Raw genomic sequence first — 26,305 nt, forward strand, 5'->3', positions numbered from 1 at the left:
GGGAAGGGCATGTTTCAAGGCCTAAGTGATAAACTACAAGAAACCTTTAAGCGCTTAAAAGGAAAAGGAAAGCTCACGGAAGAGGATGTCAATGTAGCGATGCGCGAAGTGCGTATGGCTTTGCTTGAAGCTGACGTGAACTACAAAGTGGTCAAAGAGTTCGTGGCTAAGGTGAAGGAACGCTCAATCGGGCAGGAAGTTCTGGAATCTTTATCTCCGGCTCAACAGGTCATTAAGATTGTTAATGAGGAAATGATTGCCCTCATGGGTGGTACTTCCAGTAAAATAAATATTTCTTCCAAGCCGCCGACAGTACTTATGCTTGTCGGCTTGCAAGGAGCAGGTAAAACGACACATGCGGCGAAGCTGGCAGCATCGCTTAAGAAACAAGGGAAACATCCTTTGATGGTTGCCTGTGACATATATCGGCCGGCTGCGATTAAACAACTGCAGGTTTTGGGAGAACAGATTAAAGTCCCGGTTTTCTCAATGGGAGAACAAAATCCCGTAACGATTGCTCAAGAGAGTATTCGGCAGGCCAATAGTCAGGGCCAGGATGTCGTGATTATCGATACTGCCGGACGGCTGCATATCAATGAAGAATTGATGGGCGAGCTGCGAGATATCAAAGCGTCAGTGAAGCCCCATGAAATTCTGCTCGTCGTTGATGCGATGACAGGTCAGGATGCCGTAAATGTTGCCGAGAGTTTCTATAATGAACTTGGAGTCGATGGGGTTATATTGACCAAACTTGACGGCGATACACGGGGAGGGGCCGCCCTCTCCATCAAGGCTGTAACCGGTTGCCCGATCAAGTTTGCGGGTATCGGTGAAAAAATGGAGGCTCTTGAACCTTTCTATCCCGAGAGAATGGCTTCGCGTATCTTGGGAATGGGTGATGTTCTCACCCTGATCGAAAAAGCTCAGTCCGCTTTTGATGAGAAACAAGCCCGGGATATGGAGCAAAAACTGCGCAAACAGGAATTCACACTTGATGATTTCTTGGATCAGATGCAGCAGATCAAGAAAATGGGCCCCCTGTCATCCCTGCTGGAAATGATCCCGGGGGTAGGAAATCAGCTTAAAGATGTGCAGATTGATGAAAAGGATATGGCTCACGTTGAAGCGATCATTCGTTCTATGACTTTGGAAGAACGCCGCAAACCTTCTCTTATTAAAGATTCCCGAAAACGGAGGATTGCGAAGGGAAGCGGTACCAGCATTCAAGAAGTGGGACGCTTGCTTAAGCAATTTGAACAGATGCAGAAAATGATGAAACAATTCTCGGGCGGCGGTGTACCCGGTATGGGGATGTTGGGCGGTAAAGGGAAAAAAGGCAAGAAAGGCAAAAAGACTGCTTTCAAGCTTCCTTTTAGATCCTAGATCTCGAAAAAACGCTATTTTTCTCCCAATCATGATTGGGAGTCGATAAGAATTTAACTTGCTAAAATTACGGAATACCTTATTGAGGAGGTGAATAGAGTATGGCAACTAAAATTCGTCTGCGTCGTATGGGTGCTAAAAAGAATCCGTTTTACCGCTTAGTCGTAGCCGATTCTAATTTTCCCCGTGACGGACGTTTTATTGAAGAAATAGGCTATTATGATCCGACGAAGAAACCGGAAGTTTTGAAAATTGACGAGGAAAAAGTCCTCCAATGGCTTGCTACCGGTGCTCAACCTTCGGATACTGCTAAATCTTTGCTTCGTAAAGCCGGTATTTTGGCTAAATTCCACGAATCAAAAAAGTAAGTGGATAGTTGGGGGTGGTTCCTGTGAAGGAACTCGTAGAAGTCCTCGCGAAGGCCTTAGTAGATTACCCGGATCAAGTCATAGTTGCCCAAACGGAATCGGAAAAAACTGTTCATTTGCAATTGACGGTGGCTCCGGAAGATATGGGTAAAGTTATTGGCAAACAGGGTAAAATTGCGAATGCCATTCGTACGATTGTGAAAGCTGCCGCAGTAAAAGACGGACGGAGAGTCCATGTCGACATTGATCAATAACGTTAAGAAGGGCTTTGGGCCCTTTTTGACGTTAAACGCTCTTAAAGCATAGGGTCTTTTAAGGAAGGAGAGTCTTTCTGAATGAATGAGGTTCTGGTCGGGGAAGTGATTAAACCGCATGGTATCCGCGGGGAGCTTAAAATTTTTCCGCTCACGGATAATCCATCGCGCTTCAAGAAGCTGGCAAAGGTCACCCTCGAACAAAAGGGTGTGATCCGTACCTTCAATATCTTGAAAGTCCAAGTCCATCAGGACGAAGTTTATTTAACACTGGAGGGAATCGAGACCCGGGAAGAAGCTGAAAAGCTGCGGGGTTTTGCTGTGAAAATTGATCGGGCCGATGTGCCCCCTTTGGAGAAAGGCTGGTACTACTTCGAATTAGAAGGAATGCAGGTATTTGACGGTGAAGTTTGTCTCGGTGTTTTAACCCAGGTGCTGCAAACAGGAGCGAATGATGTTTATCTTGTCAAAGGAGAATGCGGAGAAATTTGTGTTCCGGCTCTGAAAACTGTCGTGAAAAAGGTTGATGTTCCAGGAAGAAGAATGGACGTCACACTTCCTCCCGGTCTGCTGGAGGATAAACCTCAATGATGAAATTTACAGTGCTTACCCTATTTCCGGAAATGTTTGCCCCTGTACAGGAAAGCATCTTAAAGAGGGCGCAGGAACATGAGCTGATTAATATTGAGCTTGTTAATTTTCGGGATTATGCCGTAAGTAAACATAAAAATGTCGATGATGTCCCGTATGGCGGGGGAGCCGGAATGGTTCTCAAGCCTGAACCGCTCTATGCTGCTGTGCGTGATCTTGCACCGACTCAAGGCCGGCGCCGGATTATCCTGCTGACCCCGCAAGGAAAAGTATTTAACCAGCGGCAGGCTCAAGCCTGGAGCCGCGAGGATGAGCTTGTTTTTATCTGCGGGCATTATGAGGGGTTTGATGAGCGAATCCGCTGTCTTGCGGATGAAGAGGCATCCTTGGGGGATTTTGTCTTAACCGGCGGGGAACTTGCGGCGATGGTCATGATTGATGCGGTTGCCCGTCTTATTCCCGGGGTACTTGGTGAGAGCGCTTCCTTTGAGGAGGATTCCCATAGTAATGGTTTATTAGAGTATCCGCAATATACTCGTCCTCCCGTATTTGAAGGCATGGAGGTTCCTGAAGTTCTGTTGTCCGGTCATCATGCACGAATTGAAGCTTGGCGGCGTAAAGAATCACTCCGCCGTACGTTTCTAAAACGACCGGATCTTATTCACAACATAGAGTTTTTACCCGGGGATTATCCTCTCCTCCGGGAACTGGCAGAGAATCATCCCGAGATTAATGGGGAACGTGCCCGCTGGGAGCATCTCAAGCCAAAGCCGAAACGAAATAGGGGGAAATGATATGGGTGACCTGTATCTTGCTTTGATACATGCTCCGGTCTATAACAAGAACATGGAAACGATTGCAACTTCAATAACCAATTTGGATATCCATGATATAGCACGAAGCGCGATGACCTTCGGGGCAAAACGTTATTATATTGTGCACCCGGCTGAGGCTCAGCGGGCTTTGGCATTGCGAATTATGGGGTATTGGCAGGAAGGTTTCGGTTCGGAGTATAATCAGAACCGTCAGGAGGCTTTTTCTCGGGTCAGATTAGCGAGTGACTTAGCAGAAGTCGAGGCGGAAATCGAAAAGGAACAAGGGCGAAGGGCGTTGAAAGTGGCAACAGATGCTCATCAGAACCCGAATACGATCAGCTATTCTGCCTTGAGACAGAGGATTGAGGAAACGGATGATCCGGTCTTGCTTTTATTTGGAACGGGCTGGGGATTGATTCAAGAGGTATTGGACAGTTGTGATTTAATTTTGGACCCGGTGTATGGTCCGGGGGAATGGAACCACCTCTCAGTTCGGTCGGCAGCTTCGATCATACTTGATCGACTTCGGGGACATTGATCAGAATTCGGAATTCCTCCACTTTTAGGTTGCAGGCGTGTTAAACATATGCTAAAATAATTTTTGACGTATGATGGGTGGTCCGCTCGCTGTTTAGAAGTCGTAAAATCGGCTCAGTGATGAACACCTAAGCAAGGAAGGGGGGAATTTATAAATGGATTATATTCGTATGATTGAAGAAGAGCAAATGAAAAAGGATCTTCCTACCTTCCGTCCCGGAGATACCGTACGCGTACACGTTAAAGTCGTTGAAGGTACCCGGGAGCGTATTCAGGTTTTCGAAGGTTTAGTCATTAAAATGAAGGGTGGCGGACTTCGCGAAACCTTCACGGTACGTCGTGTTACTTATGGCGTTGGTGTGGAAAGAACATTCCCGCTCCATTCTCCTCGAATCGATAAGATTGAGGTTGTTCGTCATGGTAGGGTGCGTCGCGCTAAATTGTATTATCTCAGACAGCTTTCCGGTAAAGCTGCTCGAATTCGCGACCGTCGCTAGTTAAAAAAGGACTGGATAAAATCCAGTCCTTTTTAATTGAAATATTGAAATATTGAAATATTAATGTTAAGACTTGGCATTGCTGGGTCTATTTTTGAGTCAATGTTTTTTTTGTATGCTCTTTAAATCCCCGGTTCATACTAAAGAAGAGTTCTTTTGAACGGGGAGGAATAGATTTATGTTGCGAAAAATGAGATTAAGCGGGCTGACATGGACTCTTATCGGAATTGTAATCCTCGGAATACTTCTGCGGCTTTTTGTTTTGCAACCGTATTTAATTCCATCCGGTTCTATGGAACCCGGAATCGTTCCGGGAGACAGAATCCTGGTGAATAGACAAAGCTATCGTCTGGGGGCGCCATCACGCGGCGATATTGTCGTATTTGCATATCCTCGTGATCCAAGCCGAAGCTTTGTGAAGCGCATAATTGCGGTTGAAGGTGAAACGGTTGAATTGAAGGATAATCAAGTGTTCATCAATGGTCAATTAGTGGATGAGCCTTACTTAAAAGCCGGAGATTATCCTCCGTTTGGTGCGGAAACGATTCCGAAGGACAATGTGTTTGTGCTCGGCGATAATCGGCGTCAGAGTGAAGATTCGCGGGAGTGGGGGGTGCTTCCCCATAATTACATCATCGGCAAGGCGGTGATGATTTATTACCCCTTGCAGCGTATAAAGTTACTTCGGTAAATATAACTTTGACATTGATAATGAAGGATGTTGGAAAGAGTTGAAGGTGTTTTCATGAGTATTCAATGGTATCCCGGTCATATGGCCAAAGCTAAACGACTCCTTTTAGATCAGTTAAAGTGGGTTGATGCGGTTATCGAGCTGGGTGACGCCCGCGTGCCTGAAAGCAGCCGCAATCCGCTTTTGCAGCAATTGCTTAAAGGTAAACCTAAAATCGTTCTTCTCAATAAGGCGGATTTGGCTGATCCCCAATGGACGGAATCTTGGCTTAGGGAGCTGCGTAAGACAAGCCCTGTTTTGGCTGTAAGTGCCGCAACAGGTTTCGGGGTAGGAAAGATTGTACCGGAGATGGAGCGTTTAATGGCGGGCAAACAGGATCGAATGGCTATGAAAGGGGTAAGGGCAAGAAGCATCCGGGCCATGGTCGTCGGAATTCCTAATATCGGCAAGTCCTCCCTGATCAATCAATTGATTGGAAGTGCAAAGGCGAAGACAGGAAATAAACCTGGGATTACACGAGGAAATCAATGGATTCGTATTCATGATAAACTCGAGCTGTTAGATACGCCGGGCTTACTCTGGCCTAAATTTGAAAATCCGGAAGTGGGTAATAAACTTGCTGCTTCCGGCGCTATTCGTGATGAGGTGCTTAATCAGGAAGAGTTAGCGGCGTGGCTTCTGGGTTGGCTGAAGGAATATTACCCAACATCGTTAGAACGGTATACCCGGGAGCCGTCTCAATTGACGCTCGAAGGAATAGGCCGAAGCCGTGGATGTTTAATTAAAGGAGGAGAAGTTGATCTTCTTAAAGCATCCCAGATTTTCTTGCGCGAATTTCGTTCCGGCGCTCTGGGAAAAATCACAATGGATCGCTTTTGAAAAAAATCGGGAATCGAATAATTTAATTACATATAACTAAAATCATATAGCGCTATTCGGAAACCTAAAAAGGGAACATGAATTATATGTCGAAGTAAATATGTGAGAAAGAAGAGAGGTCATTGAAACCATTGTCACAAATGAGCATTCGTGAGGTGGAAACTATTATGAAGTCGAATCCCTCAGAGGAATTTTTAAAGCGATGTGCTCAGGACCCTCGCCAAGGGATTCGACGTCTTGTCTCCCGAAAGATCAAAAGCGATCAGACAGAGAAAGCCGAGAAGGAAAGGATCGAAGGTCTGCTTAGGGAAGAACGGGAACTCTGGAAAAATGGCTTTCTCCACATTGCAGGGATAGACGAAGTGGGCAGAGGACCTCTGGCAGGACCGGTAATGGCTGCCGCTTGTGTTCTTCCTGTGCATTTTGACCTGCCTGGGCTTAATGATTCAAAAAAGTTATCGGAGAGTAAAAGAGAAAAGTTATTTGAACAAATATCAAGTCAGGCACTGGGGTACGCTATTGGCAGTGCCGAACCTGCGGAAATTGATTTGCTCAATATCCTGGGGGCTACAAAACTAGCCATGAAGCGGGCTGTAGAGGGCTTAAAAATACGTCCTCATTTTTTATTGATTGATGCTTTAGAACTGCCTTTGCTGAAAATACCTCAAAAAGGGATTGTGCGGGGGGATTCTCTTTCCGCGAGCATTGCGGCAGCTTCAATTTTAGCAAAGGTTACCCGTGATCGCTTAATGACGGAACTTGATAGGATATATCCCCATTATGGGTTCGCTCAAAATAAAGGATATGGGACCCAAAAACATTTAGAGGCTCTTGAGGCCTATGGTTCCTGTCCGATTCATCGCCAAACTTTTTCTCCTGTCGAACAAAGACGATCAATTAGTTAGATTTAAGCTAAAACTCAGAATATTACAGATATTTACAGATGCATTGACTTGGATATCCTGATATGGCAAAATTAGTTTTGGCTTATCATAATATTATCAAATTACAAAATTAATATTTCTTATGGAGGGGGGGTAAGGAGAATGTCCGATAATTTTGCTGCTATTGGTGTATTCCTCATTGGAGCCATTTTAGTCAGCGCTATTATGTTAGTGTTGCCTAAGCTTTTTGGGCCCAAGGTGAGACCAAACTCTGAAAAACTAAAAAATATTGAGGGCGGTAATGAAACTATTGGGCGAACCTGGGTAGGGTTTAAAAGTAATTATTTCCTCTATGCTATTGTTTTTACGGCATTTGACGTGGAAACGCTTTTTTTGTATCCATGGGCTTTATCGTTCCAAAAACTCGGGACCTTTGCCTTTGTTGAGATGTTTATATTCATTGTTATTCTTCTCGTTGGATATTGGTATGCATGGAAAGAAGGTGCTTTAGAGTGGATGTAGCAAAAGAAAAAGAGTTGCGAGAGGCCGATGCACTGGCAAATCAAAATATTATCGATAAAGCACTGAATTGGGGTCGTGGACATTCTTTTTGGCCTGTTACTTTCGGTTTGGCGTGTTGCGCGATTGAAATGATGTCGGCAGGCGGACCACGTTTTGATCTATCCCGGTTTGGTTATGAAGTATTTCGTGCTTCACCGCGTCACTCAGATGTATTGATTGTCGCCGGAACGTGTACCCGTAAAATGGCACCCTTGCTTCGCCGGATTTATGATCAAATGCCGGAACCGAAGTGGGTTATCGCTATGGGTAGTTGTGCGAGCGGCGGCGGTCCGTTTGCAGATTCTTATGCGATGAATACCGGAGTGGATAACGTAGTGCCGGTCGATGTCTATGTTCCCGGTTGTCCTCCGCGGCCGGAATCCTTAATATTTGGTCTTTTACAACTCCAATATAAGGTTAATCACCCAGCAAAGGTGAGGTTAATGAATCATGGAAAATAAAGAATTGTTAAGGAAACGTGTGGACGAGTTAGCCGCTCGTGTCGGCGGCAATGTTGCTGAAGGATCAGATAACTTGGTCCTTACGGTCAATAGCCAATATATTATCGAGACATTGGAAGCGGCTAAAACATTCGATGGAATTCCTTGTGATTTCCTCCACGATTTGGCAGGGTTTGATGCCAAAGATCATTTTGAAGTCGTTTATCAACTAAGAAGCTGGAGCGGCCCTCAGAAATTGAGAATTAAGGCTATCGTCGATCGCGATAATCCGGTTATTGACTCAGCAACCCGCGTTTGGGGCGGCGCTAATTTCTGGGAACGCGAAGCGTACGATATGTTTGGAATCGTATTTAAGGGCCACCCTAATTTGAAACGAATTTATTTGTGGGATGATTTTGAGGGATTTCCCTTGCGTAAGGATTATGTGACAGAACCGGCCGAGGTTCGAAATATCACGCGCGTGCGCACGGATAATGAATAGGGGGGGTTAAACTATGGGAGAAGCAAGTACTGAAGAACTCATTGTAAACTTGGGCCCCCAACACCCGAGCATGCACGGCGTGTTCCGTATGGTGGTTCATTTAGATGGTGAAATTGTAACAAAAGTCGAACCCAAAATGGGTTATCTTCATCGGGGTATCGAAAAGCTCGCCGAAAGCCGAACTTATCAACAATTTATACCTTATACAGACCGCTTAGATTATCTTGCATCACCCTGCAATAATCTCGCGTATGTCCAGACCGTTGAAAAACTTATGGAGCTCGAGATTCCGGAGCGGGCGGAATACTTGCGCGTTATTTTTGCGGAATTAGCACGGATTGCCAGTCATATGGTGTTCATATCGAGTGCCGCCCTGGATATTGCCGGTTGGACAACATGGGGGTATCCTTTCCGGGATCGGGAAAGAATCCTTGATCTCTTTGAAATGTCCACAGGCTCGCGGATGACAACAAACAGCATGCGGATCGGCGGAGTTCAAAACGATGTTCCGCCGGAGTTTTGGCCTGCGCTTCAATCATTTCTCGAGGATTTACCGGATATGCTTGAAGAGTATTACGGAATCTATCTCGGAAATGAAATTGCCATGGGCAGAATGAAGCATATCGGTATTTTGTCGCCGGAGACCATTAAGGATCTGTCCCTGACAGGCCCGGTTATTCGTGCTTCAGGTTTTGATTATGATGTACGTAAAGCCGAACCTTACGGAATTTATGATCGATTTGATTTTAAAGTTCCCGTACTGAATGGCTGTGATACTTATGATCGAAACATGATTCGTCTATATGAAATCGAAGAAAGCGGCAAGATCATTCGTCAAGCGATGGAAAATATTCCAGATGGTCCGGTTATGGCTAAAGTTCCAAAGTTGATTAAAGTACCTGCAGGTGAGGTTTATCATCGTGTGGAAAATCCGAAAGGGGAACTTGGCTTTTATATTGTAAGTGACGGTACTCAAAAACCGGTTCGGATCAGAATCCGGACAGGTACCTTTACAAACCTGCAATCTTTAAACAAAGTGCTGATAGGCAACACAGTCCAAGATCTTATTGTTATTTTCGCAAGCTTTGATGCCGTTCTCGGTGAAGTAGATAAGTAAAAAACTCTCAACGAGGGGAGAATATGATGGAAGCTTTAAATCAATTGCCAAGAGTCATTGCGGCTGCCATCCGTGGTTTGTTTGCAGATCCCAATTCCGTTTGGGCAGACTTAACGATGACAATTATCGGCATTCTAGCCGTTGTCATCGTGATCGTTCTAGCTGTACTTGTTCTTGTGGTATTGGAACGGAAAGTCGCAGGTTGGGCTTCTTTAAGACCCGGACCGAATCGCTTAGGACCGATCGGTTGGTTTCAAACCATCGCAGACGCATTAAAAATTATGAGCAAAGAAGACATTTTTCCCGCAGGAGCAGACAAGTTAGTTTTTGCAATTGCTCCGGCCATCTTTTTCTGTATTCCCATTATGACGTTAGCTATTATTCCTTTTGGCGACGGTATGGTTCCTGTTGATCTTGATTTAGGTGTGATTTATTTCTTTGCCGTATCTTCGATAGGAACGCTGCTATTGCTGATGGCAGGCTGGGGTTCAAATAGTAAATACTCCCTGATGGGCGGGATTAGAGCGGTTGCTCAAATGATTAGTTATGAAATCCCTCTCATTTTCTCAGTGCTCGGTGTTGTGATGATCACCCAATCCTTTAATCTCACTGACATTGTTGTAGCCCAAAAGACAATTCCTTTTATCTTTATTCAACCTTTGGCTTTTGCAGTTTTTCTCATCGCAAGTGTTGCCGAAGTCAATCGTGCACCCTTTGACCTTGTGGAAGCCGACCAAGAAATTGTTGCAGGACCGTTTACGGAGTATTCGAGTATCCGTTGGGGTTTATTCTATCTTGGTGAATATGGGAACATGGTCGCAGTTGCAGCGATGGCAACGACTCTATTCTTGGGGGGATGGCAAGGCCCCGGATTCCTGCCGGGGTGGATTTGGTTCTGGTTGAAAGTGGGCGTTATCATCTTCTTCATGATGTGGATTCGTTGGACATTCCCTCGGATTCGGATTGACCAACTGATGCATTTTGCATGGAAGTTCTTGCTGCCGCTCGCGCTTCTTAACATCATATTAACGGGTTTTGGTATATACATTTACCGGCTCGTGATAGGAGGGTGACGACAGTGCTGTTTGGAAAAGGACTTTGGAAAGGGATGCGCATCACTTTCAAGAAGATGATGAAACCCAACATTACAGAATATTATCCTGAAGTAATGCCGACCCTTCCCAAATCGGTTCGCAGCTCAATGGGGCTTGATCCGGCCAAATGTATTGCATGCGGCATGTGTGCAACTGCTTGTCCGAACAAAGTCATAAACCTCACGAGCGAAAAAGATGAAACTACGAAGAAAAAAGTTCTGAAATCTTACCAAATGAATGTGGGCCGTTGCATCTTCTGCGGGCTTTGCACAGAGGCTTGTCCGACTAAGGCGTTAACGGTAACCCAGGAATTCGAAAATTCGGTGTTCAGCCGTGATGATTTGCTCTGGGACATGATTGAACGTTCCAAGCGAAACGGGAAGGGGGAGAACGCATGAGTACTATGGCGACAGTAGTGTTCTTTATTTTCGCGATCATTGCAGTGGCTGCTGCTTGGGGTGTTGTAACTTCTACAAATATTGTTCATAGTGCCCTCTTTCTGGCGCTATCCTTCCTGGGTGTAGCTGTGCTCTATGTTCTCTTAAATGCTGAATTCCTGGCCGCAGCCCAAATCCTGGTTTATGCAGGGGCTGTTTCGATTCTGGTTATTTTTGCAGTGATGCTGACCTTGCGCGGAGACGTGGCGGTAAGTAACCCGAATACGAATAAATGGACCTGGGGTGTTTGCGTAGCCGGTTTACTTTTCGCTCTGATTGCCTTAGTCATTCTAACGAATGATGCATGGAGAATTCTGCCTATGCCTTCGACTGCAGGGGGAACGACAGAACTTTCTGCCTTGCTTTTGTCATGGTATATGGTCCCGTTTGAAGTGGCTGCGTTCTTATTAACGATCGCTTTAATCGGTGCGGTAATCCTCGCGAAAGGAGGGAAAGAACGGAAATGACCATTAGTGTAGGACTTTCCACTTATCTTCTCGTAGGAGCCATGTTGTTCTGTATTGGATTATATGGGGTGTTCTCGAAAAGAAATGTGATTGCCGTATTGATGTCGATTGAATTGATGCTTAATGCGGTTAATCTTAATTTTGTTGCTTTCAGCCGTTTTACGCCCTGGGAGAATCAAGGAATCAATCCTTTGGTTGGTCAAGTGTCTGCTTTGTTTGTCATCGTTGTCGCCGCAGCGGAAATTGCGGTTGGCCTCGCTTTAGTCATTACGATTTTCCGCAATCGCAAAACCACAAATGTTGATGATCTCAACTGGTTAAAGTGGTAAGAGAGTCTATGGAGAAGGTAGGTGTTCAAGGAAATGCATAATCTCTTTCAATGGGCATGGTTAATCCCATTTTTGCCCTTCCTCTCGTTTTTCATCATTGCCTTTATCACGAAGCGCTCCAAAGGACTGTCTGCTGCTATCTCGATCTTGGCGATTCTTACATCTTTATGCCTATCGATTGGCATCGGCATTGGTGTAATTTCCTCGGGAGCTGAAGTGGTTGAAAATCCGGTTATGAGTACTGTGAATTGGCTCAGTATCGGGGGTCTCCAAATTAATTTCGGGACCCTGATCGATCCGATGAGTGCGATGATGCTTTTTGTAGTTACGCTGGTCGCATCGATGGTTCAAATCTATTCATTGGGTTATATGCACGGGGATAAAGGCTTTTCCCGTTACTTTTGCTATCAATCGCTCTTTGCATTTTCAATGTTAGGTCTTGTTTTGTCGACGAATCTTTTGGAAATGTACGTTTTCTGGGAGTTAGTGGGCTTATGCTCCTATCTCTTAATTGGTTTCTGGTATTTCAAAGTCTCCGCGCGCGAGGCCGCAAAAAAGGCTTTCGTGACGACGCGTGTTGCGGATGTCGGACTCCTGATCGGAATCGTTCTCCTTTACACGAAATTCGGATCATTAGACTTTTATGGTCCGGGTTCCTTGTCAGCGCAAATGGCGTCAGGGTTCCAAGATTTTGCCTTAATCGGCAGTGTCAGTTACCTAACGGTTATGGCTTTGCTGGTGTTTATCGGACCGATGGGAAAATCAGGTCAATTCCCCTTCCATGTTTGGCTGCCTGATGCCATGGAAGGTCCTACACCAGTCAGTGCTTTGATCCATGCCGCAACAATGGTTGTTGCCGGGGTTTACCTGGTTGCGCGGATGTTCTTCCTCTTTGACAATGCTTCACCGGTTGCCCTGGAATTTGTCGCAATCATAGGATCTTTTACGGCAATCTTTGCAGCAACGATTGCTATTGCGCAGGATGATATTAAGAAGATCCTTGCCTATTCGACCTTGAGTCAGCTGGGTTATATGATGTTTGCGTTGGGTGTCGGTGCTCTGACTGCTTCCATGTTCCATCTGATGACCCATGCTTTCTTTAAAGCGTTGATGTTCCTCGGAGCGGGTTCTGTTATTCATGCCCTTCATGAAAAGCAAAATATCTGGGACATGGGCGGCCTTTACAAGAAGATGCCGATTACAACGATCACGTTTGGTATCGGTGTTCTGGCGATTGCGGGTATTCCGCCGTTTGCGGGTTTCTTCTCTAAAGATGAAATTTTAGCTTCCGCAATGCATAGCGGTCATCCGTTTATTTATGCCATCGGTTTATTTACCGCTTTTCTAACCGCTTTCTATATGTGCAGACTTTTCTTTGTGGCCTTCTTGGGTGAAGAAAAGCCTGAAAATCATCCGCATGAATCACCAAAAACAATGACGGTACCCCTCATCATCTTAGCGTTTTTCAGCGTTGTAGGGGGGTGGGCTGCTCTTCCCGATCACAATTTTGCTTATTTCATTCACTATGGAGTATTTGAGCCTGAAGCTATGGATTGGGGTTTAGCCGCAATTTCAGTGGCAGCCGGACTTATAGGAATTGGTCTGGCCTACTCAATTTATGTTAAGAAAGCCATTAAGGCTGAAGATGTTGTCGCGCGTTTCCCCGGAGTCTATAAGCTTCTGAAAAACAAATACTATATCGATGAGATTTACCAATGGGTTATTGATAAGATTATTGACGGATTTATTGCTAAAGTGCTTTATTGGTTCGATATCTATATTATCGACGGTATTGTTAACAGTCTGGCACTTTTGGTTCGGGGAACCGGCAGTGGATTGCGCCGCTTCACGACAGGCCAATTACAAACCTACGCTTTGGTGTTTTTCTTTGCTGTAGTCGTATTCTATATCGTCTTGGCCGTAGGCGAAGGACAACTTGCGGGACTTAACCCCTTAGCGATGCTAGGAGGTGTAAAATAATGTCTAACTCCTTCATCCTTCTTATGACGTTACTTGCGCCCGTCCTTGCGCTGTTCATTATTGTATTCATTCCGCGGGAAGAAACAAAAATGATTAAAATTGTGGCAGCTATAGGCACGTTTGCTGCTCTTGCTCTGTCTGTTTTCTTGTTTTTTGCGTATGACAAATCGGTTGGCGGACTGCAGTTTACGATGACTATTCCCTGGATTAGGGATATCGGAGTAAATCTTGGCTTAGGAGTAGACGGGATCAGTTTACCGATGCTTCTTTTAACCAACTTGATTGGCTTTACTGCGGTTTATTCTTCCTGGAATATCGACAAACGGGTCAAAGATTTCTTTGTTCTTCTCTTAATCCTAATTACAGGGGTTATGGGGACATTTATTGCAACCGACCTGTTCATATTCTTCCTTTGCTATGAAATTGTGGTTATCCCGATTTACATCATGGTTATTATCTGGGGTTCCACGAAACGCGTCAGCAAAGAATATGCAGGTATGAAGCTGACGATTTATCTATTGATTGGATCGGCTTTCATGCTTGTCGCGATGGTTGCCCTTTATCTCAATGCTTCACACCAACTGGCGGTATTAGGACAAGGACCGACCTTTATGTTTGCCGAACTTGCCCAGCTGCAATATGATCCATCCTTCCAGATTATCGTCTTCGGCTTGTTCCTTTTCGGTTTCGGATCTTTGATTTCCATGTTCCCCTTCCATTCCTGGTCTCCTGATGGATATGCTGGCGCTCCGACAGCGGTCAGCATGATTCACGCCGGTGTTCTTAAGAAAATCGGGGGTTATGGATTAATTCGCTTAGGGGTTCTCGTTTTACCTTTAGGCGGAAGGTTCTGGGCTCCGATTATTGCGGTCTTGGCGATTATCAACATTCTTTATGCGGCCTTCATCGCTATGGCCCAAAAAGACCTGAAGTATGTTGTCGGATATTCTTCCGTCAGCCACATGGGTAATGTTTTGCTGGCTATTGCCGCGTTGAATATTACAAGTATCAATGGTGCGGTAGCCATGATGTTTGCTCACGGTGTTATGGCAGCGCTCTTCTTCTCCATGATCGGGTTTATTTACGAGAAGACGCATACCCGGAATATCGGAGATCTCGGCGGACTCGCTCATCAAATGCCGCGTTTGGCTACAGGCTTCATGATCGCAGGTATGGCCGGTCTTGGCCTTCCCGGCACAGTAAACTTTATTGCTGAGTTTACCATTTTTAATGGTGTGGCAAAGGTTATGCCGGTGCAAGCCATCTTAGGTATAGTAGGGATTATTTTCACTGCAGTTTACACTTTGCGGGTGATTGCGAATGTTTTGTTCGGACCTCGCCGTGCCGAGTGGGATCATCTAAAAGACATACGCGGACCCGAACTTGTGCCGGTAGTCGTTTTAGTCTTTGTTATTTTTGCGACAGGGATATTCCCGAACACTCTTTTCCATCTCATTGATTCTGGGGTATATACCTCAGGTCTAGCAAAAGTGCTTGAAACTGTGGGTCAGGCGACGATTGGAGGGCTGTTCTAATGATGAATCTCAATTTCGCTTTACTCACTCCCGAAATCATCATGGCAGTACTGAGTTTAGGATTGCTCGTGATTGGCCTGCTGATCCCGCCAGGTGAGAGAAAGGGAATGTTTCCGTTAACTGTCTTCGCTTTGTTGGGTACGCTGGCTTATACGTTCTATGATTTCTTCTTTATTCAGCGGGGGGCTTTCCTCCAAGGAATGTATATGCATGATCAATTTGCAGTGTATTTCAAAATCTTATTCCTAACAGGTGCGCTGCTTGTCGTACTTTCGTCAAAAGATTATGTGAGTACGTTCCCCGCGCATCGCGGTGAGTTTTATCCTTTAATTATGGCCGCGACTTTGGGTATGATGATCATGGCCGGTGCCAGTGATTTGATTACCATGTATGTCGGTCTTGAGCTGATGACGATAACCTTCTTTGTGCTCGTAGCCTACCGGACAAATGACGGCAAAGCTTCTGAGGCTGCAATTAAGTATTTAGTTCTAAGCTCTGCCTCGTCGGCTATTCTGCTTTATGGCATTAGTTTGATCTATGGCTTAACAGGTTCTACCCAAATGTTTATGATTGCTCAAGCTTTGGGGACGGTACAATCCCCTGTAACCGTACTGGCGGTTGTCTTCCTTCTCGCAGGCTTTGGGTTTAAGATTTCTTTGATTCCTTTCCATTTGTGGGCGCCTGATATTTATGAGGGAGCGCCGACTCCGGTTACCGCTTTTCTGGCGGTTGGCTCGAAAGCTGCAGGCTTTGCTGCTTTAATCCGTTTCTATCTCCTGATGATGTATAGTCAGACGTTTGCGCAAACGGGTCAAACGCTGCTCCTAATCCTTGCGGCGATTACGATGATTGTCGGTAACCTTACGGCGATTCCCCAAACCAACATTAAGCGGATGTTAGCTTATTCCAGTATTGCTCAAGCAGGCTATATGCTGATTGGTGTCATTGCAGTGTCAACCCCTTCGGTTTCTAACTTTATCGGCGGGATTAAGGCAGTACTCTTCTATGCGATGATCTATGTCTTTGCGAATATGGGAGCCTTTGCTGTGGCAACTCATGTGGAACAAGCCCAGGGAAGCTGCGATATTAAGGATTTTGCAGGGTTGTCGAAAAGGTCGCCGTTAGCGGCTGTAGTGATGACGGCTTCTGTCCTTTCCTTAGCGGGGATTCCTCCATTGGCAGGGTTTGTGGGTAAATTCTATCTCTTCTCAGCCGTAATGGATCAAGGGTATGTCTGGATTGCTTATGTTGGTTTTGTCATGAGCATGATTTCCGTATACTACTATCTTGGTGTGGTTAAGGCCATGTTCAGGACTGAAGGCGAAGGATTGCCCAATATTCCGGTCCACGGAGCAACGAAGTTTACAATTTTGTTTACCTTTATCACGACATTAGTTCTTGGTATCTATCCGACTCCGCTGGCCCAAATGGCGATTTCGGCCGCCACAAGCTTAGTAAAATAATGGGTCAGTGAAAGGGTAAATTCTGTTTTAAAAGGGATTCTCGAAGACGAGAATCCCTTTTAACATACATTTGATAGGGACAAGATAGGGAGAATATGTTAAAGTAGATTTGAAAGAGCCATATGTAACAATGTCATTTCATAGGGGGACGTAAATTGTCGGCTGAATCCAAAAAACAAAGAGGACAAGAAGGAGAAGATCTTGCGGCTCAAATTGTGGAGAGCGGCGGTTTGAAGATTCTTATGAGAAATTTTCGGTGCCCTGTCGGAGAAATGGACATAATTGCTGCCGAAGGGCAGAGTCTTGTTTTTATCGAGGTTAGGACTCGGTCTTCGGCGAAGTTTGGATGGGGTGAAGAAACGATACAAGCGAAAAAAAGAATGCGGTTACATCGTATTGCCGAGTATTTTCTTCTAAGCCATCATTATAAAGATTGGCCGCCTAGCCGGTTTGACTTAATTGCGATACGCTGGAATGAAGGTAATCCTCAATCAAAATGGATTCGGGGAATATAGGGTTAGAGTTGTTGAATAGGGGGAAGCAGCGTTGGAGCCCATACTAGTCGTTGATGATGAAGAAAGAATTCGTCGTTTAGTGCGCATGTACTTAGAAAATGAAGGCTATACGGTTGAGGAAGCGGAAAACGGCAGAGAAGCTTTGGAAAGATTTCATAAGAGCAGCTATGCGCTTATGATCCTGGACTTGATGATGCCCGAGGTGGATGGCTGGTGTGTATGCCGTGAGGTCAGAAAAGTCTCAAATGTGCCTATCATTATGTTAACGGCACGGGGTGAAGAATTTGATCGTGTCCTTGGTTTAGAACTCGGGGCCGATGATTATTTAGTGAAGCCTTTTAGCACCAAGGAGCTCGTGGCAAGGGTTAAGGCTTTGCTCCGCCGGGCGAAGGGAAGCATGGCAGGAAATGATTCGGTGCTGGTGTTTGGCAAACTGAGGATTGAAAAGGAAAAGCATCGGGTTATGATAGAAGATGAGATTATAACACTTACACCCAGGGAATTTGAGTTATTATATTTTTTGGCTAAAAATCCGGGCCGTGTTTTTTCCAGAGAACAATTGATGGAAACGGTTTGGGGTTATGATTTCTATGGTGATGCGCGTACTGTTGATACTCATGTCAAAAAACTTAGGGAAAAATTATCTAATCCAGAGGTAAAAAGTATGATTGGAACAGTCTGGGGTGTTGGATATAAATTTGATCCTAAGCTCAACGGAAATTAGTCAGTAGGGAAGGAAACAGAAATGATGCCCAGACCACGTAACTGGAGTATTTCAATAAAATTATGGGCTTCGATGATGATCTTGATTCTAAGCGTATTAGGCGGTTTAGGGATAGCGATCACTTGGCTGTTTGGAGATTTCTATCTGAACCAGAAGCTGAATGAGCTGGGCAATGATGCACGGGAAATTACGGATCAGTTAACGAGCCAATCCAGTTGGGCGGAGCGATTAACAACTGTGCAAAATACGAAGCTTAAGCAAGGAACGATTTTGGTCCTCTTAAACGCCAAGGGCGATCTGATTACAATAAGAGGCAATATATCGACCGGAGGAGTATTTAGTAATGTCATGCCTTGGAACGGCGGAATGGGGTTAAATGGAACAGGGGTGACAGGGGCTTCCGGTTGGTGGATTCATCCGCTGCTTCCCAATTTTTATTTTTCCCAGAAGGAGCTGCAGCGCGTTTTAGCAGGGGAAACAATGACCATCGAAGCATTGCCGAACAATAATAACGGACAAACTATGTTAATTGCCGCGACGCCTATCGGAAAGCCTGCCGAGGCTGTCCTTTTTCTGGGAAGTACACCTGTTCCGGTCCAGGAAACGATCTCTACATTTCGCAGAATTATTTTTTATTCCTCGCTTTTTGCCGTCTTTTTTGCAACGCTCTTGAGCTTATTTTTCGCTCGTTATGTTACTCGCCCCTTGTTTATTCTGCAAAAGGCTGCAAGCCGGATGGCCCAAGGAGATTTCCAGAAGATTACCGGGGTGGACAGCCGCGATGAAATCGGTGAATTAGCCAGTGCGTTTAATTCCATGGGGGAAAGCTTGCGGGACCATATGAATTGGCTGTCTCAGGAGAGAAATCTTCTGGAGGGCATTGTCGAAGGCATGAGCGATCCTGTTATTATGCTTGATGCAGGTGGAGAGGTTTTATATACGAATGAGCCGGCCAAGATTTTGTGGACGGAGAGTGAAGACGAACCTGAAGACCGAAAACGGAAGATCCTCGGTTTTCTTCGGGAGATGATTCTTCAATCCTCTGAAGATGAACAAAAAAAAGACCTTACGCTTGATACTCAAGTGCTACAGGTGGCTTTAGCTTCAACGAAAGCCCGCGATGAAGCGAAAGGATATGTTGCCGTTCTTAGGGACATTACTGCTTCTTTACGGGCAGAGAAGGAACGGCGCGATTTTATGGCGAGCGTAACCCATGAATTGCGGACCCCACTGCATCTCATCCAAGGGTACCTTGAGGCGATTCAGGATGGGGTTATTCCTAAGGAAGAACAGGCTGAGCAGATTGACTTTGTTCTCGATGAGGCTCGTCGTTTAGCTAAACTTGTGAATGAACTTCAAGAGATGAATCGATTGGAACGCTGGAAAGCCCTTGAGTTGTCAACGATTGATCTTTGTGAGTTTACGGAAGAGCTTAAATATCGGTATCAAGGTTTGGCCGAGGAAAAGGGGATTGAACTGGAAATCTCATCAATCCAAGGGAAAATCGTGGCAGATCGGGATCGTTTGCTGCAAGTCTTTATAAATTTGCTGGATAATGCATGTCGTCATACGCCCCAAGGTAAGAAAATCCACGTCCAAATCAGCCGGGAAGAAGACAAAATAAAGTTTGTTATCCGGGATGAAGGGGAGGGAATCCCCCCTCAAGCTTTGTATCATATCTTTGATCGATTTTATCGGGTGGATAAAGCACGCTCACGTAAAGATGGGGGCATGGGTTTAGGACTATCGATTGTTCAGCAGATTGTTGAAGCGCATAGCGGAAGCATCAAAGCAGAGAGTAAGCTCGGCGTGGGAACACAATTCACCATTTGGATTCCGCAATAACTTTCAAAGAAAGAATATCATCAATAGGAATTAATGTAATAAATAGGAAGGATAATATAGAAACGAGTCGAATCCCTCTAATAAGGAGGGATTCGTTTGTTTGCTGCAGTCTATGGGATGGCGGTTTCGGGAATTCAAGCGCATATCATTCGGGTCGAGGTTGATGTGTCAAACGGCTTGCCGATTTTTGACGTGGTAGGACTTCCTGCGGCTGCAGTTCGGGAATCACGGGAGCGAGTCCGTTCAGCCGTAAGAAATTCGGGATATGAATTTCCATTACAGCGGGTTACCGTTAATTTAGCACCTGCGGATATCAAAAAGGATGGGTCAAGTTTAGATCTTGCAATTGCTATGGGAATTTTAGCGGCAACAGGCCAATGCGCAGAAAGCAAACTGCAAAATTATGTATTCGTAGGAGAGCTTTCACTGGAAGGGGCATTACGTCCGATTCCCGGGGTCCTGGCGATGGCCGTTTCTCTTGCGGGGTCAAAATATAATTTGGTTGTTCCGGCTGAGAACTATGAGGAAGCTTCCTTGATTGACGAGATATGCAGCAAGACTGCCCCTAACCTTCAAAATCTGGTTCAGGCAATCCAAGGTGAGACACCGTTTATCCATGCAACTGATGACGCTGTCCCTTTAGATGAATGGGACAGAAGAACGGAGAATGATGAAGAAAGAACGGGTATTGATTTCTCCTCAATCCATGGGCAGCAGCAAGCAAAACGCGCCCTGGAAATCGCAGCGGCCGGCGGTCACAACCTATTATTGATCGGCCCTCCGGGTTCCGGTAAGACATTGTTAGCAAAGGCTTACGCGGGGATTCTCCCGCCCTTAACCCGAAGCGAGAGTTTAGAAGTTACACAACTCTATAGTATTGCCGGTCTGCTTGGCCATAAGGGCAGCTTAATCACGAGACGCCCCTTTCGCCAACCTCATCATTCGGCAACGGCAGCGGGGATTCTTGGCGGGGGACGGGAAATGAAACCAGGCGAACTCGTGCTTGCGAATCATGGAGTTCTCTTTCTGGATGAGCTTCCCGAATTTTCACGAAGCGTTTTAGAATCCTTGCGCCAGCCCTTAGAAGATCGGGAACTCACGGTAACCCGTCAAAAGGGAAGCATTAAGTATCCGGCCCGCCTAAGCCTGATTGCCAGTATGAATCCCTGTCTCTGCGGTTGGTATGGCGACAGCCAATGCTCATGTACTTGTACCCCAAGACAGGTAGAAGCCTATCGCGGCCGTGTTTCCGGGCCATTATTGGATCGCTTCGATCTTCAGGTCGAAGTGCCGCGGGTCGAGTTCGAAGAATTGCGTTCAAAATCGCTTGGAGAAACTTCAGCTATAGTCCAAGGGCGGGTTTTACAGGCGAGGGAAAGACAGTGGAAACGCTTAGGAAAATCGCGAACGAATGCCGAAATGACAGCAGAGGAAACTCAAACATTCTGCCGCCTAGATGACAAAAGCGAACGCCTTTTGCGTTCCGTTTTTGAACGGCGCAATCTGAGCGCTCGCGGTTACGATCGTATTCTGCGTGTTGCACGCACCGCCGCTGATTTGGAAGGAAAAGAAAAAATCGAGATGCACCATTTAGCAGAGGCCTTGCAGTTAAGAGCCTTAGATCAACAGGTCACCGGAGACTAAGGGACGAAAAGAAGTAAGATAAGAAAATAAAGCAGTTATTTCAAATGGCACTAGGGTGAGCTATTCTCCCTAGTGCCATTAAATTTAGCTTAAACGGCAATTGATTGGAGTAAGAAATATATAATTTGACTTTTATACTATAGGGGGGTACACTATTTATACAAAGGGGCGATCATAATGGATGAACATGAAAAACACCCAGCTTGTCCGAGCTGCCAACACCAACCGGGAATAAATAATGAGCGGACAAGCCATCATAATGAAAAAACGATTCATGAGTTAGTCAACCGCATGAATCGAATCGAGGGGCAAGTTCGAGGCATTAAGGGAATGATCGAAAGGCATGTCTATTGTGATGACATTTTAAATCAAATTGCGTCAGCACAATCCGCACTGTATGGAGTTTCCAAACTTCTTCTCGAAAAGCATATGAAATCTTGTGTTAAAGAGCAGCTTCAAGCCGGAGATGAGGAGGTCGTTGATGAAGTATTAAAGACGATTTTTAAGATGATGAAATAAATAAATGTTAAGCAAGTTTGCTGATATAAATTAAGCAAGGGGTTAAATGAGGTGAGTAGATGGAGTGTACTAATATTAAGGGTGAAACAGCCGTTTATGGTATGACCTGTGAGCATTGTGTGGCCCGCGTGCGCAAAGCCCTGGAACAGCTTCCGGGGGTGGATAATGTCAATGTTTCTTTGCAGGAAGCAAAGGCAGAGTTTACGTATAATCCCGATCAAACCAATACAGAGGAAATCCAAAAGGCGATTGAGAAGGCAGGTTACTCAGTAACACCGCTTAGCGCGGAGGGGGACGATTTTGAACCGGGTCTGGAAGAGACTGAACCTTCTTCAGCAATCCCGGAAATGATACCTTTGACCGAACAACATGAAGATCATCAAAAACAGATGTTTAAGGTAAATGGAATGACCTGCGCCAATTGTGCATTAACGATTGAAAAAGGTCTTGCCAAAATGCCTGGGGTAAAGTCTGCCGCGGTAAATTTTGCAGCCGAAAAGCTGGCTGTGGAATATGATCCAAAGGCGGTTACCCCAGAGGATGTTTTGACAAAAGTTAAGGATCTTGGCTATGGAGCCTATAGCGAGACGGAAGAAGAGGGCAAAAAGCAGTTTAAGGTCAGTGGGATGAGCTGTGCCAATTGTGCATTGACAATTGAAAAGAAATTACAGAGCACTCCCGGTGTCAGCTCCGCCACTGTCAACTTTGCCTCGGAAACCGTCAATGTGGAATTTAACCCGAACCTCATTGATCTAGCCGGAATATACGAGCAAGTTAAGGATGCAGGCTACACACCGGTTGAGAATAAAGATGAGGATAGAGAGGGTAAAACACTCAAAAAGCAGCTATACTGGTTGATTTTCAGTGCTGTTCTTGCCATACCCATCATGGTGCTTATGTATTTGCCCATGAGCGAGTTAACGATGTATACGATGCTTGTTCTGGCGACTATTGTCCAATTTACAGGAGGCTGGATATTTTACCGGGGAGCCTATCATGCTTTAAAAAACCGCTCTGCCAATATGGATGTTCTGGTTGCTTTGGGTATAACGGCGGCTTATGGATATAGCGTGATGACCACTTTCCCGCAGGTATTTTTTACAGGCCCTACTTTCTTCGATACTTCCGCACTATTGATTGTCTTTGTCCGTTTTGGTAAATATCTGGAAGCGAAGGCCAAGGGCCGTGCCGGTGAGGCATTGAAGCGTTTGCTGGAACTCCAGGCAGATAAGGCAAGAATCCTGGTTGATGGAGCAGAAAAAGAGGTTCCCGCCTCAAGTCTCAAATTCGGCGATATTGTTATTGTAAAACCGGGTGAAAAGATTCCAATCGATGGTCAAATCATTGAAGGTCAAGCCGGCATTGATGAAGCGATGATCACAGGGGAATCCATCCCCGTTGACAAGACCATTGGGGATACGGTTATCGGTGCGACGATCAATACTTCCGGCAGCATAAAAGTTCAAACCATGAAAACAGGAAAAGATACAATGCTCTCAGGGATTATCAAGATGGTCGAGGATGCCCAAGGGGTTAAACCTCCGATCCAACGCTTAGCGGATACCATCTCTAACTATTTCGTCCCGACGGTTGTTTCAATTTCTCTGCTGACGTTTTTAGTTTGGTATTTCTTGATCCATAGCAGCTTCGTATTTGCTTTTACTGCTGCTGTCGCGGTTCTTGTCATTGCTTGCCCCTGTGCTTTGGGCTTAGCCACACCGACGGCAATTATGGTCGGAAGCGGTGTGGGGTTAAACCGTGGAATCTTGTTTAAGTCCGCAGCAGTCTTAGAAGAAATATCAAAGCTTGAAGCAATAGGCTTCGATAAAACGGGAACACTCACGAAGGGAAAGCCCGAGGTTACGGATATCGTTAGTTATTGCGGATATGCAGATCAGGACTTGCTCAGGATTGCAGCGGCCGGGGAAAATCCGTCAATACACCCTCTGGCTCAAGCCGTTGTTGCACGGGCTAAAGAGGAAAATCTAACCATTGATGAAGTCCAAAATTATCGGGAAGTGGGCGGACATGGGACGATCTGTGATTATGAAGGGCAGCAGCTCCTGATTGGCAATATAAAGCTGATGCAAAACTTTAAAGTGAATCTGGGTTCATCCGAACAGGATTTTCAGCGTTTGGCTGAAGAAGGAAAGACAACAAGCTTTATTGCCTTAAAGGGTGAAGTCATTGGTTTAATTGCGCTTGCCGATGTCTTGAAGGAGAGCACAAGGGAAGCTATTTCGCGTTTACACCGCTTAGGCATTAAAACATTCATGATCACCGGCGATAATAAAAAAGTGGCCAATGTTGTCGGATCGCAAGTGGGTATCGACGAAGTGATTGCCGAGGTGCTGCCCCAGGATAAAATCAACATCGTGAAAAAATATCAGGAGCAAGGGCTAAAAGTTGCCATGGTGGGTGATGGAATCAATGACGCGCCGGCATTGGCCCAAGCCGATATTGGAATTGCGATCGGCTCCGGAACAGATGTTGCAAAGGAGACCGGAGATGTCGTCTTAGTACGCAATGATTTACTTGATGTTGAACGAGCAATTCGCTTAGGGCGGAAAACCTTAACCAAGATTAAGCAGAATCTATTTTGGGCTTTGATCTATAACACCATTGGGATTCCAATTGCCGCAGGCGTACTCTACCCGATTACCGGCGAATTGCTGCCCCCGGAATGGGCAGGATTGGCGATGGCCTTCTCTTCGGTTTCGGTAGTCACCAGTTCACTTTTACTCAAAGGCTATGATAAAAAGTTAAGGGATTAATCTTTTAAAGTGAAAAATTGAATGGGTCAGATTTCTCTGGACTGAAAATATTGCCTGGAGAGAAAAATAAAGATGATATTCGGGAGGTGGAAAAGATGAGTCAAACGACATTAAAAGTCGAGGGGATGACCTGCAATCATTGCAAAATGCATGTCGAAAAAGCACTCCGGGGTGTTAATGGTGTCGAGGAGGCACAGGTTGATCTCGCTAAAGGAGAGGCGGTAGTATCAGGAAATGCCAGCCGCGAAGAGTTAGTAAAAGCTGTTATTGACGCCGGATACAGTGCTCAATAAGCATAATTCTCTGGTTTATTACCATACTAAGCAATGGATAGGGAAACTTCAGCGGAGTTTTAAATTCTACCTGAAGTTTCCTTATTTAAATCTTAGTGAGGTGATGACAATGCCATTAATTCCTTATGAACCTTTCCGTATGTTCGAACCGATTTGGGAGGAGATGGACAGACATTTCCGACCCGGTCGGGGTAACGAAGATCTTTCTAAATTGTTATACCGGCTTGATATTGATGAGACACCGGAAAAAGTGATTGTTACAGCAGAGATACCGGGAATCGAGAACAAAGAGGATTTACAGATAGAGCTTAATGAAAAACTGCTGACGATTCGGGGTGAGACGAAACGAACAAAAGCTGAAATAGATCAATCAACACATCATTCCGAGCGCTACTTTGGTCGGTTTAGCCGGACGGTTACATTGCCAACTGTCGTAAAGACGGACGGAGCTCATGCTTCATATAAGAATGGAGTTTTAAAACTTACTTTTTTAAAGGACCGGAATCCTGCTGCGAGAACGATAGAAGTGGATTTCCATTAATTTAAAGTATCAAAATAGGAAAAGACCGATAGGGTATTGATTATCCCTATCGGTCTTTTCGGTTCATAAAGTGACAACTAACGCAGCATATTCTCTTCGGCCATTTGAATCGCCATCTTCACCATATTCCCACAATTCCGCGAAGAAACCGCTCCGAAACCTTCCTGTCTTAAAGTATCGCCAAAACCTAATTCATCAGCGATTTGTTGTTTAAGCCCTTCAGACATGATGCTCCGGTTACGTCTAGCCATAAAGTTTCCTCCTTTCATTTGTAGGACAGTCAAGTGAATTATAACTTTGTAGATTTTACAAAGTAACCTTAGTTTGATATATTTCCGAGCGTAATATACAGGGTAAAAATGATAATCAAAAAACTCAATTTCTACTTCATGAAAAGACTTCAAGAACTAAATAAAATTACCATAAAAAGTATTAAAAAGGAAGGAAAATAATTAATTATAAAGAATGTTACAGGTATAAAAATAATAATAGCCTCTCGGAATAAAAAGGGAGGAAATCTCCAAGATGGGATAAAGTCCCTGGGAATTACGATGAGCAAAAGGAGATGAAGAACCCCACTCATAAAATGGGCATGCCAAAAAGGCCTAACCGCACTCCTTTTTCAA

Annotated in this window: 30 protein-coding genes; 29 read left to right on the forward strand and 1 reads right to left on the reverse strand. The window is 45.2% G+C overall.

The window, feature by feature from the left end; genetic code table 11:
- The first annotated feature begins 9 nt into the window (after nt 1-9).
- From ffh to VB077_RS01080, 29 genes are all read left to right on the forward strand, one after another.
- Nucleotides 10-1,383, forward strand: a complete 1,374-nt coding sequence (gene ffh, locus VB077_RS00940; RefSeq protein ID WP_323413330.1) for a signal recognition particle protein — start codon at nt 10-12, stop codon at nt 1,381-1,383.
- Nucleotides 1,384-1,484: 101 nt separating this feature from the next.
- Nucleotides 1,485-1,751: a 30S ribosomal protein S16 gene (gene rpsP / locus VB077_RS00945; RefSeq protein ID WP_323413331.1), complete on the forward strand. Its 267-nt coding sequence runs from the start codon at nt 1,485-1,487 to the stop codon at nt 1,749-1,751.
- Between the two features lie 23 nt (nt 1,752-1,774).
- The gene (locus VB077_RS00950) at nt 1,775-2,005 is read left to right on the forward strand and encodes a KH domain-containing protein (RefSeq protein ID WP_323413332.1); all 231 of its coding nucleotides are present in this window, start codon (nt 1,775-1,777) and stop codon (nt 2,003-2,005) included.
- A gap of 81 nt (nt 2,006-2,086) precedes the next feature.
- Complete coding sequence (gene rimM / locus VB077_RS00955; protein ID WP_323413333.1) at nt 2,087-2,596, forward strand: ribosome maturation factor RimM; 510 nt, start codon at nt 2,087-2,089, stop codon at nt 2,594-2,596.
- Complete coding sequence (gene trmD, locus VB077_RS00960) at nt 2,593-3,390, forward strand: tRNA (guanosine(37)-N1)-methyltransferase TrmD (RefSeq protein WP_323413334.1); 798 nt, start codon at nt 2,593-2,595, stop codon at nt 3,388-3,390. The genes rimM and trmD overlap by 4 nt, the downstream gene beginning before the upstream one ends.
- Nucleotide 3,391: 1 nt before the next feature.
- Nucleotides 3,392-3,949, forward strand: a complete 558-nt coding sequence (locus VB077_RS00965) for an RNA methyltransferase (RefSeq protein ID WP_323413335.1) — start codon at nt 3,392-3,394, stop codon at nt 3,947-3,949.
- A 154-nt stretch (nt 3,950-4,103) separates the two neighbouring features.
- Nucleotides 4,104-4,445, forward strand: a complete 342-nt coding sequence (gene rplS, locus VB077_RS00970) for a 50S ribosomal protein L19 (RefSeq protein WP_323413336.1) — start codon at nt 4,104-4,106, stop codon at nt 4,443-4,445.
- A 178-nt stretch (nt 4,446-4,623) separates the two neighbouring features.
- Nucleotides 4,624-5,136 carry a signal peptidase I gene (gene lepB, locus VB077_RS00975; protein WP_323413337.1) on the forward strand — a complete coding sequence of 171 codons (513 nt, stop codon included), beginning with the start codon at nt 4,624-4,626 and terminating at the stop codon, nt 5,134-5,136.
- Nucleotides 5,137-5,190: 54 nt separating this feature from the next.
- Entirely contained in the window at nt 5,191-6,015 is an 825-nt protein-coding gene (gene ylqF, locus VB077_RS00980) for a ribosome biogenesis GTPase YlqF (RefSeq protein WP_323413338.1), read from the forward strand.
- Nucleotides 6,016-6,137: 122 nt separating this feature from the next.
- Nucleotides 6,138-6,920, forward strand: coding sequence for a ribonuclease HII (locus VB077_RS00985; RefSeq protein ID WP_323413339.1), 783 nt, complete (start codon nt 6,138-6,140; stop codon nt 6,918-6,920).
- 141 nt (nt 6,921-7,061) lie between these two features.
- Nucleotides 7,062-7,421 (forward strand): NADH-quinone oxidoreductase subunit A, encoded by a 360-nt coding sequence (locus tag VB077_RS00990; protein WP_323413340.1) that lies wholly within the window; start codon nt 7,062-7,064, stop codon nt 7,419-7,421.
- Nucleotides 7,412-7,921 (forward strand): NADH-quinone oxidoreductase subunit B family protein, encoded by a 510-nt coding sequence (locus tag VB077_RS00995; protein ID WP_323413341.1) that lies wholly within the window; start codon nt 7,412-7,414, stop codon nt 7,919-7,921. Before VB077_RS00990 ends, VB077_RS00995 begins: the two co-directional genes overlap by 10 nt.
- Nucleotides 7,911-8,402 carry an NADH-quinone oxidoreductase subunit C gene (locus tag VB077_RS01000; RefSeq protein WP_323413342.1) on the forward strand — a complete coding sequence of 164 codons (492 nt, stop codon included), beginning with the start codon at nt 7,911-7,913 and terminating at the stop codon, nt 8,400-8,402. Before VB077_RS00995 ends, VB077_RS01000 begins: the two co-directional genes overlap by 11 nt.
- A 13-nt stretch (nt 8,403-8,415) precedes the next feature.
- The gene (locus tag VB077_RS01005; protein WP_323413343.1) at nt 8,416-9,519 is read left to right on the forward strand and encodes an NADH-quinone oxidoreductase subunit D; all 1,104 of its coding nucleotides are present in this window, start codon (nt 8,416-8,418) and stop codon (nt 9,517-9,519) included.
- A 26-nt stretch (nt 9,520-9,545) separates the two neighbouring features.
- Nucleotides 9,546-10,592: an NADH-quinone oxidoreductase subunit NuoH gene (gene nuoH, locus VB077_RS01010; protein WP_323413363.1), complete on the forward strand. Its 1,047-nt coding sequence runs from the start codon at nt 9,546-9,548 to the stop codon at nt 10,590-10,592.
- Nucleotides 10,593-10,600: 8 nt separating this feature from the next.
- The gene (locus tag VB077_RS01015; protein WP_323413364.1) at nt 10,601-11,011 is read left to right on the forward strand and encodes an NADH-quinone oxidoreductase subunit I; all 411 of its coding nucleotides are present in this window, start codon (nt 10,601-10,603) and stop codon (nt 11,009-11,011) included.
- The gene (locus VB077_RS01020) at nt 11,008-11,517 is read left to right on the forward strand and encodes an NADH-quinone oxidoreductase subunit J (RefSeq protein WP_323413344.1); all 510 of its coding nucleotides are present in this window, start codon (nt 11,008-11,010) and stop codon (nt 11,515-11,517) included. The genes VB077_RS01015 and VB077_RS01020 overlap by 4 nt, the downstream gene beginning before the upstream one ends.
- A complete protein-coding gene (gene nuoK, locus VB077_RS01025) occupies nt 11,514-11,846 on the forward strand; it encodes an NADH-quinone oxidoreductase subunit NuoK (protein ID WP_323413345.1) in 333 nt (110 codons plus the stop codon). Before VB077_RS01020 ends, nuoK begins: the two co-directional genes overlap by 4 nt.
- 21 nt (nt 11,847-11,867) lie before the next feature.
- The gene (nuoL, locus tag VB077_RS01030) at nt 11,868-13,826 is read left to right on the forward strand and encodes an NADH-quinone oxidoreductase subunit L (protein WP_323413346.1); all 1,959 of its coding nucleotides are present in this window, start codon (nt 11,868-11,870) and stop codon (nt 13,824-13,826) included.
- A complete protein-coding gene (locus tag VB077_RS01035; protein ID WP_323413347.1) occupies nt 13,826-15,361 on the forward strand; it encodes an NADH-quinone oxidoreductase subunit M in 1,536 nt (511 codons plus the stop codon). The genes nuoL and VB077_RS01035 overlap by 1 nt, the downstream gene beginning before the upstream one ends.
- The gene (locus VB077_RS01040) at nt 15,361-16,824 is read left to right on the forward strand and encodes an NADH-quinone oxidoreductase subunit N (RefSeq protein WP_323413348.1); all 1,464 of its coding nucleotides are present in this window, start codon (nt 15,361-15,363) and stop codon (nt 16,822-16,824) included. The genes VB077_RS01035 and VB077_RS01040 overlap by 1 nt, the downstream gene beginning before the upstream one ends.
- 155 nt (nt 16,825-16,979) lie before the next feature.
- On the forward strand, nt 16,980-17,339 hold the full coding sequence (locus VB077_RS01045) for a YraN family protein (RefSeq protein ID WP_323413349.1): 360 nt from the start codon (nt 16,980-16,982) through the stop codon (nt 17,337-17,339).
- A 31-nt stretch (nt 17,340-17,370) separates the two neighbouring features.
- Nucleotides 17,371-18,063 (forward strand): response regulator transcription factor, encoded by a 693-nt coding sequence (locus VB077_RS01050; RefSeq protein ID WP_323413350.1) that lies wholly within the window; start codon nt 17,371-17,373, stop codon nt 18,061-18,063.
- A 21-nt stretch (nt 18,064-18,084) separates the two neighbouring features.
- Nucleotides 18,085-19,908: an ATP-binding protein gene (locus tag VB077_RS01055; protein WP_323413351.1), complete on the forward strand. Its 1,824-nt coding sequence runs from the start codon at nt 18,085-18,087 to the stop codon at nt 19,906-19,908.
- Between the two features lie 96 nt (nt 19,909-20,004).
- Complete coding sequence (locus VB077_RS01060; protein WP_323413352.1) at nt 20,005-21,552, forward strand: YifB family Mg chelatase-like AAA ATPase; 1,548 nt, start codon at nt 20,005-20,007, stop codon at nt 21,550-21,552.
- A gap of 177 nt (nt 21,553-21,729) precedes the next feature.
- On the forward strand, nt 21,730-22,071 hold the full coding sequence (locus VB077_RS01065; protein ID WP_323413353.1) for a metal-sensitive transcriptional regulator: 342 nt from the start codon (nt 21,730-21,732) through the stop codon (nt 22,069-22,071).
- A 59-nt stretch (nt 22,072-22,130) separates the two neighbouring features.
- The gene (locus VB077_RS01070) at nt 22,131-24,845 is read left to right on the forward strand and encodes a heavy metal translocating P-type ATPase (protein ID WP_323413354.1); all 2,715 of its coding nucleotides are present in this window, start codon (nt 22,131-22,133) and stop codon (nt 24,843-24,845) included.
- Nucleotides 24,846-24,940: 95 nt separating this feature from the next.
- Nucleotides 24,941-25,138, forward strand: coding sequence for a CopZ family metallochaperone (locus VB077_RS01075; protein WP_323413355.1), 198 nt, complete (start codon nt 24,941-24,943; stop codon nt 25,136-25,138).
- 109 nt (nt 25,139-25,247) lie between these two features.
- Entirely contained in the window at nt 25,248-25,679 is a 432-nt protein-coding gene (locus VB077_RS01080; protein WP_323413356.1) for an Hsp20/alpha crystallin family protein, read from the forward strand.
- A gap of 77 nt (nt 25,680-25,756) precedes the next feature.
- On the opposite strand, the gene VB077_RS01085 is transcribed toward VB077_RS01080, so the two are convergent.
- Entirely contained in the window at nt 25,757-25,930 is a 174-nt protein-coding gene (locus VB077_RS01085; RefSeq protein WP_323413357.1) for a protein sspF, read from the reverse strand.
- Nucleotides 25,931-26,305: the final 375 nt, after the last annotated feature.

This window comes from Desulfitobacterium sp. (assembly GCF_034927245.1).
GTDB lineage: Bacteria > Bacillota > Desulfitobacteriia > Desulfitobacteriales > Desulfitobacteriaceae > Desulfitobacterium_A.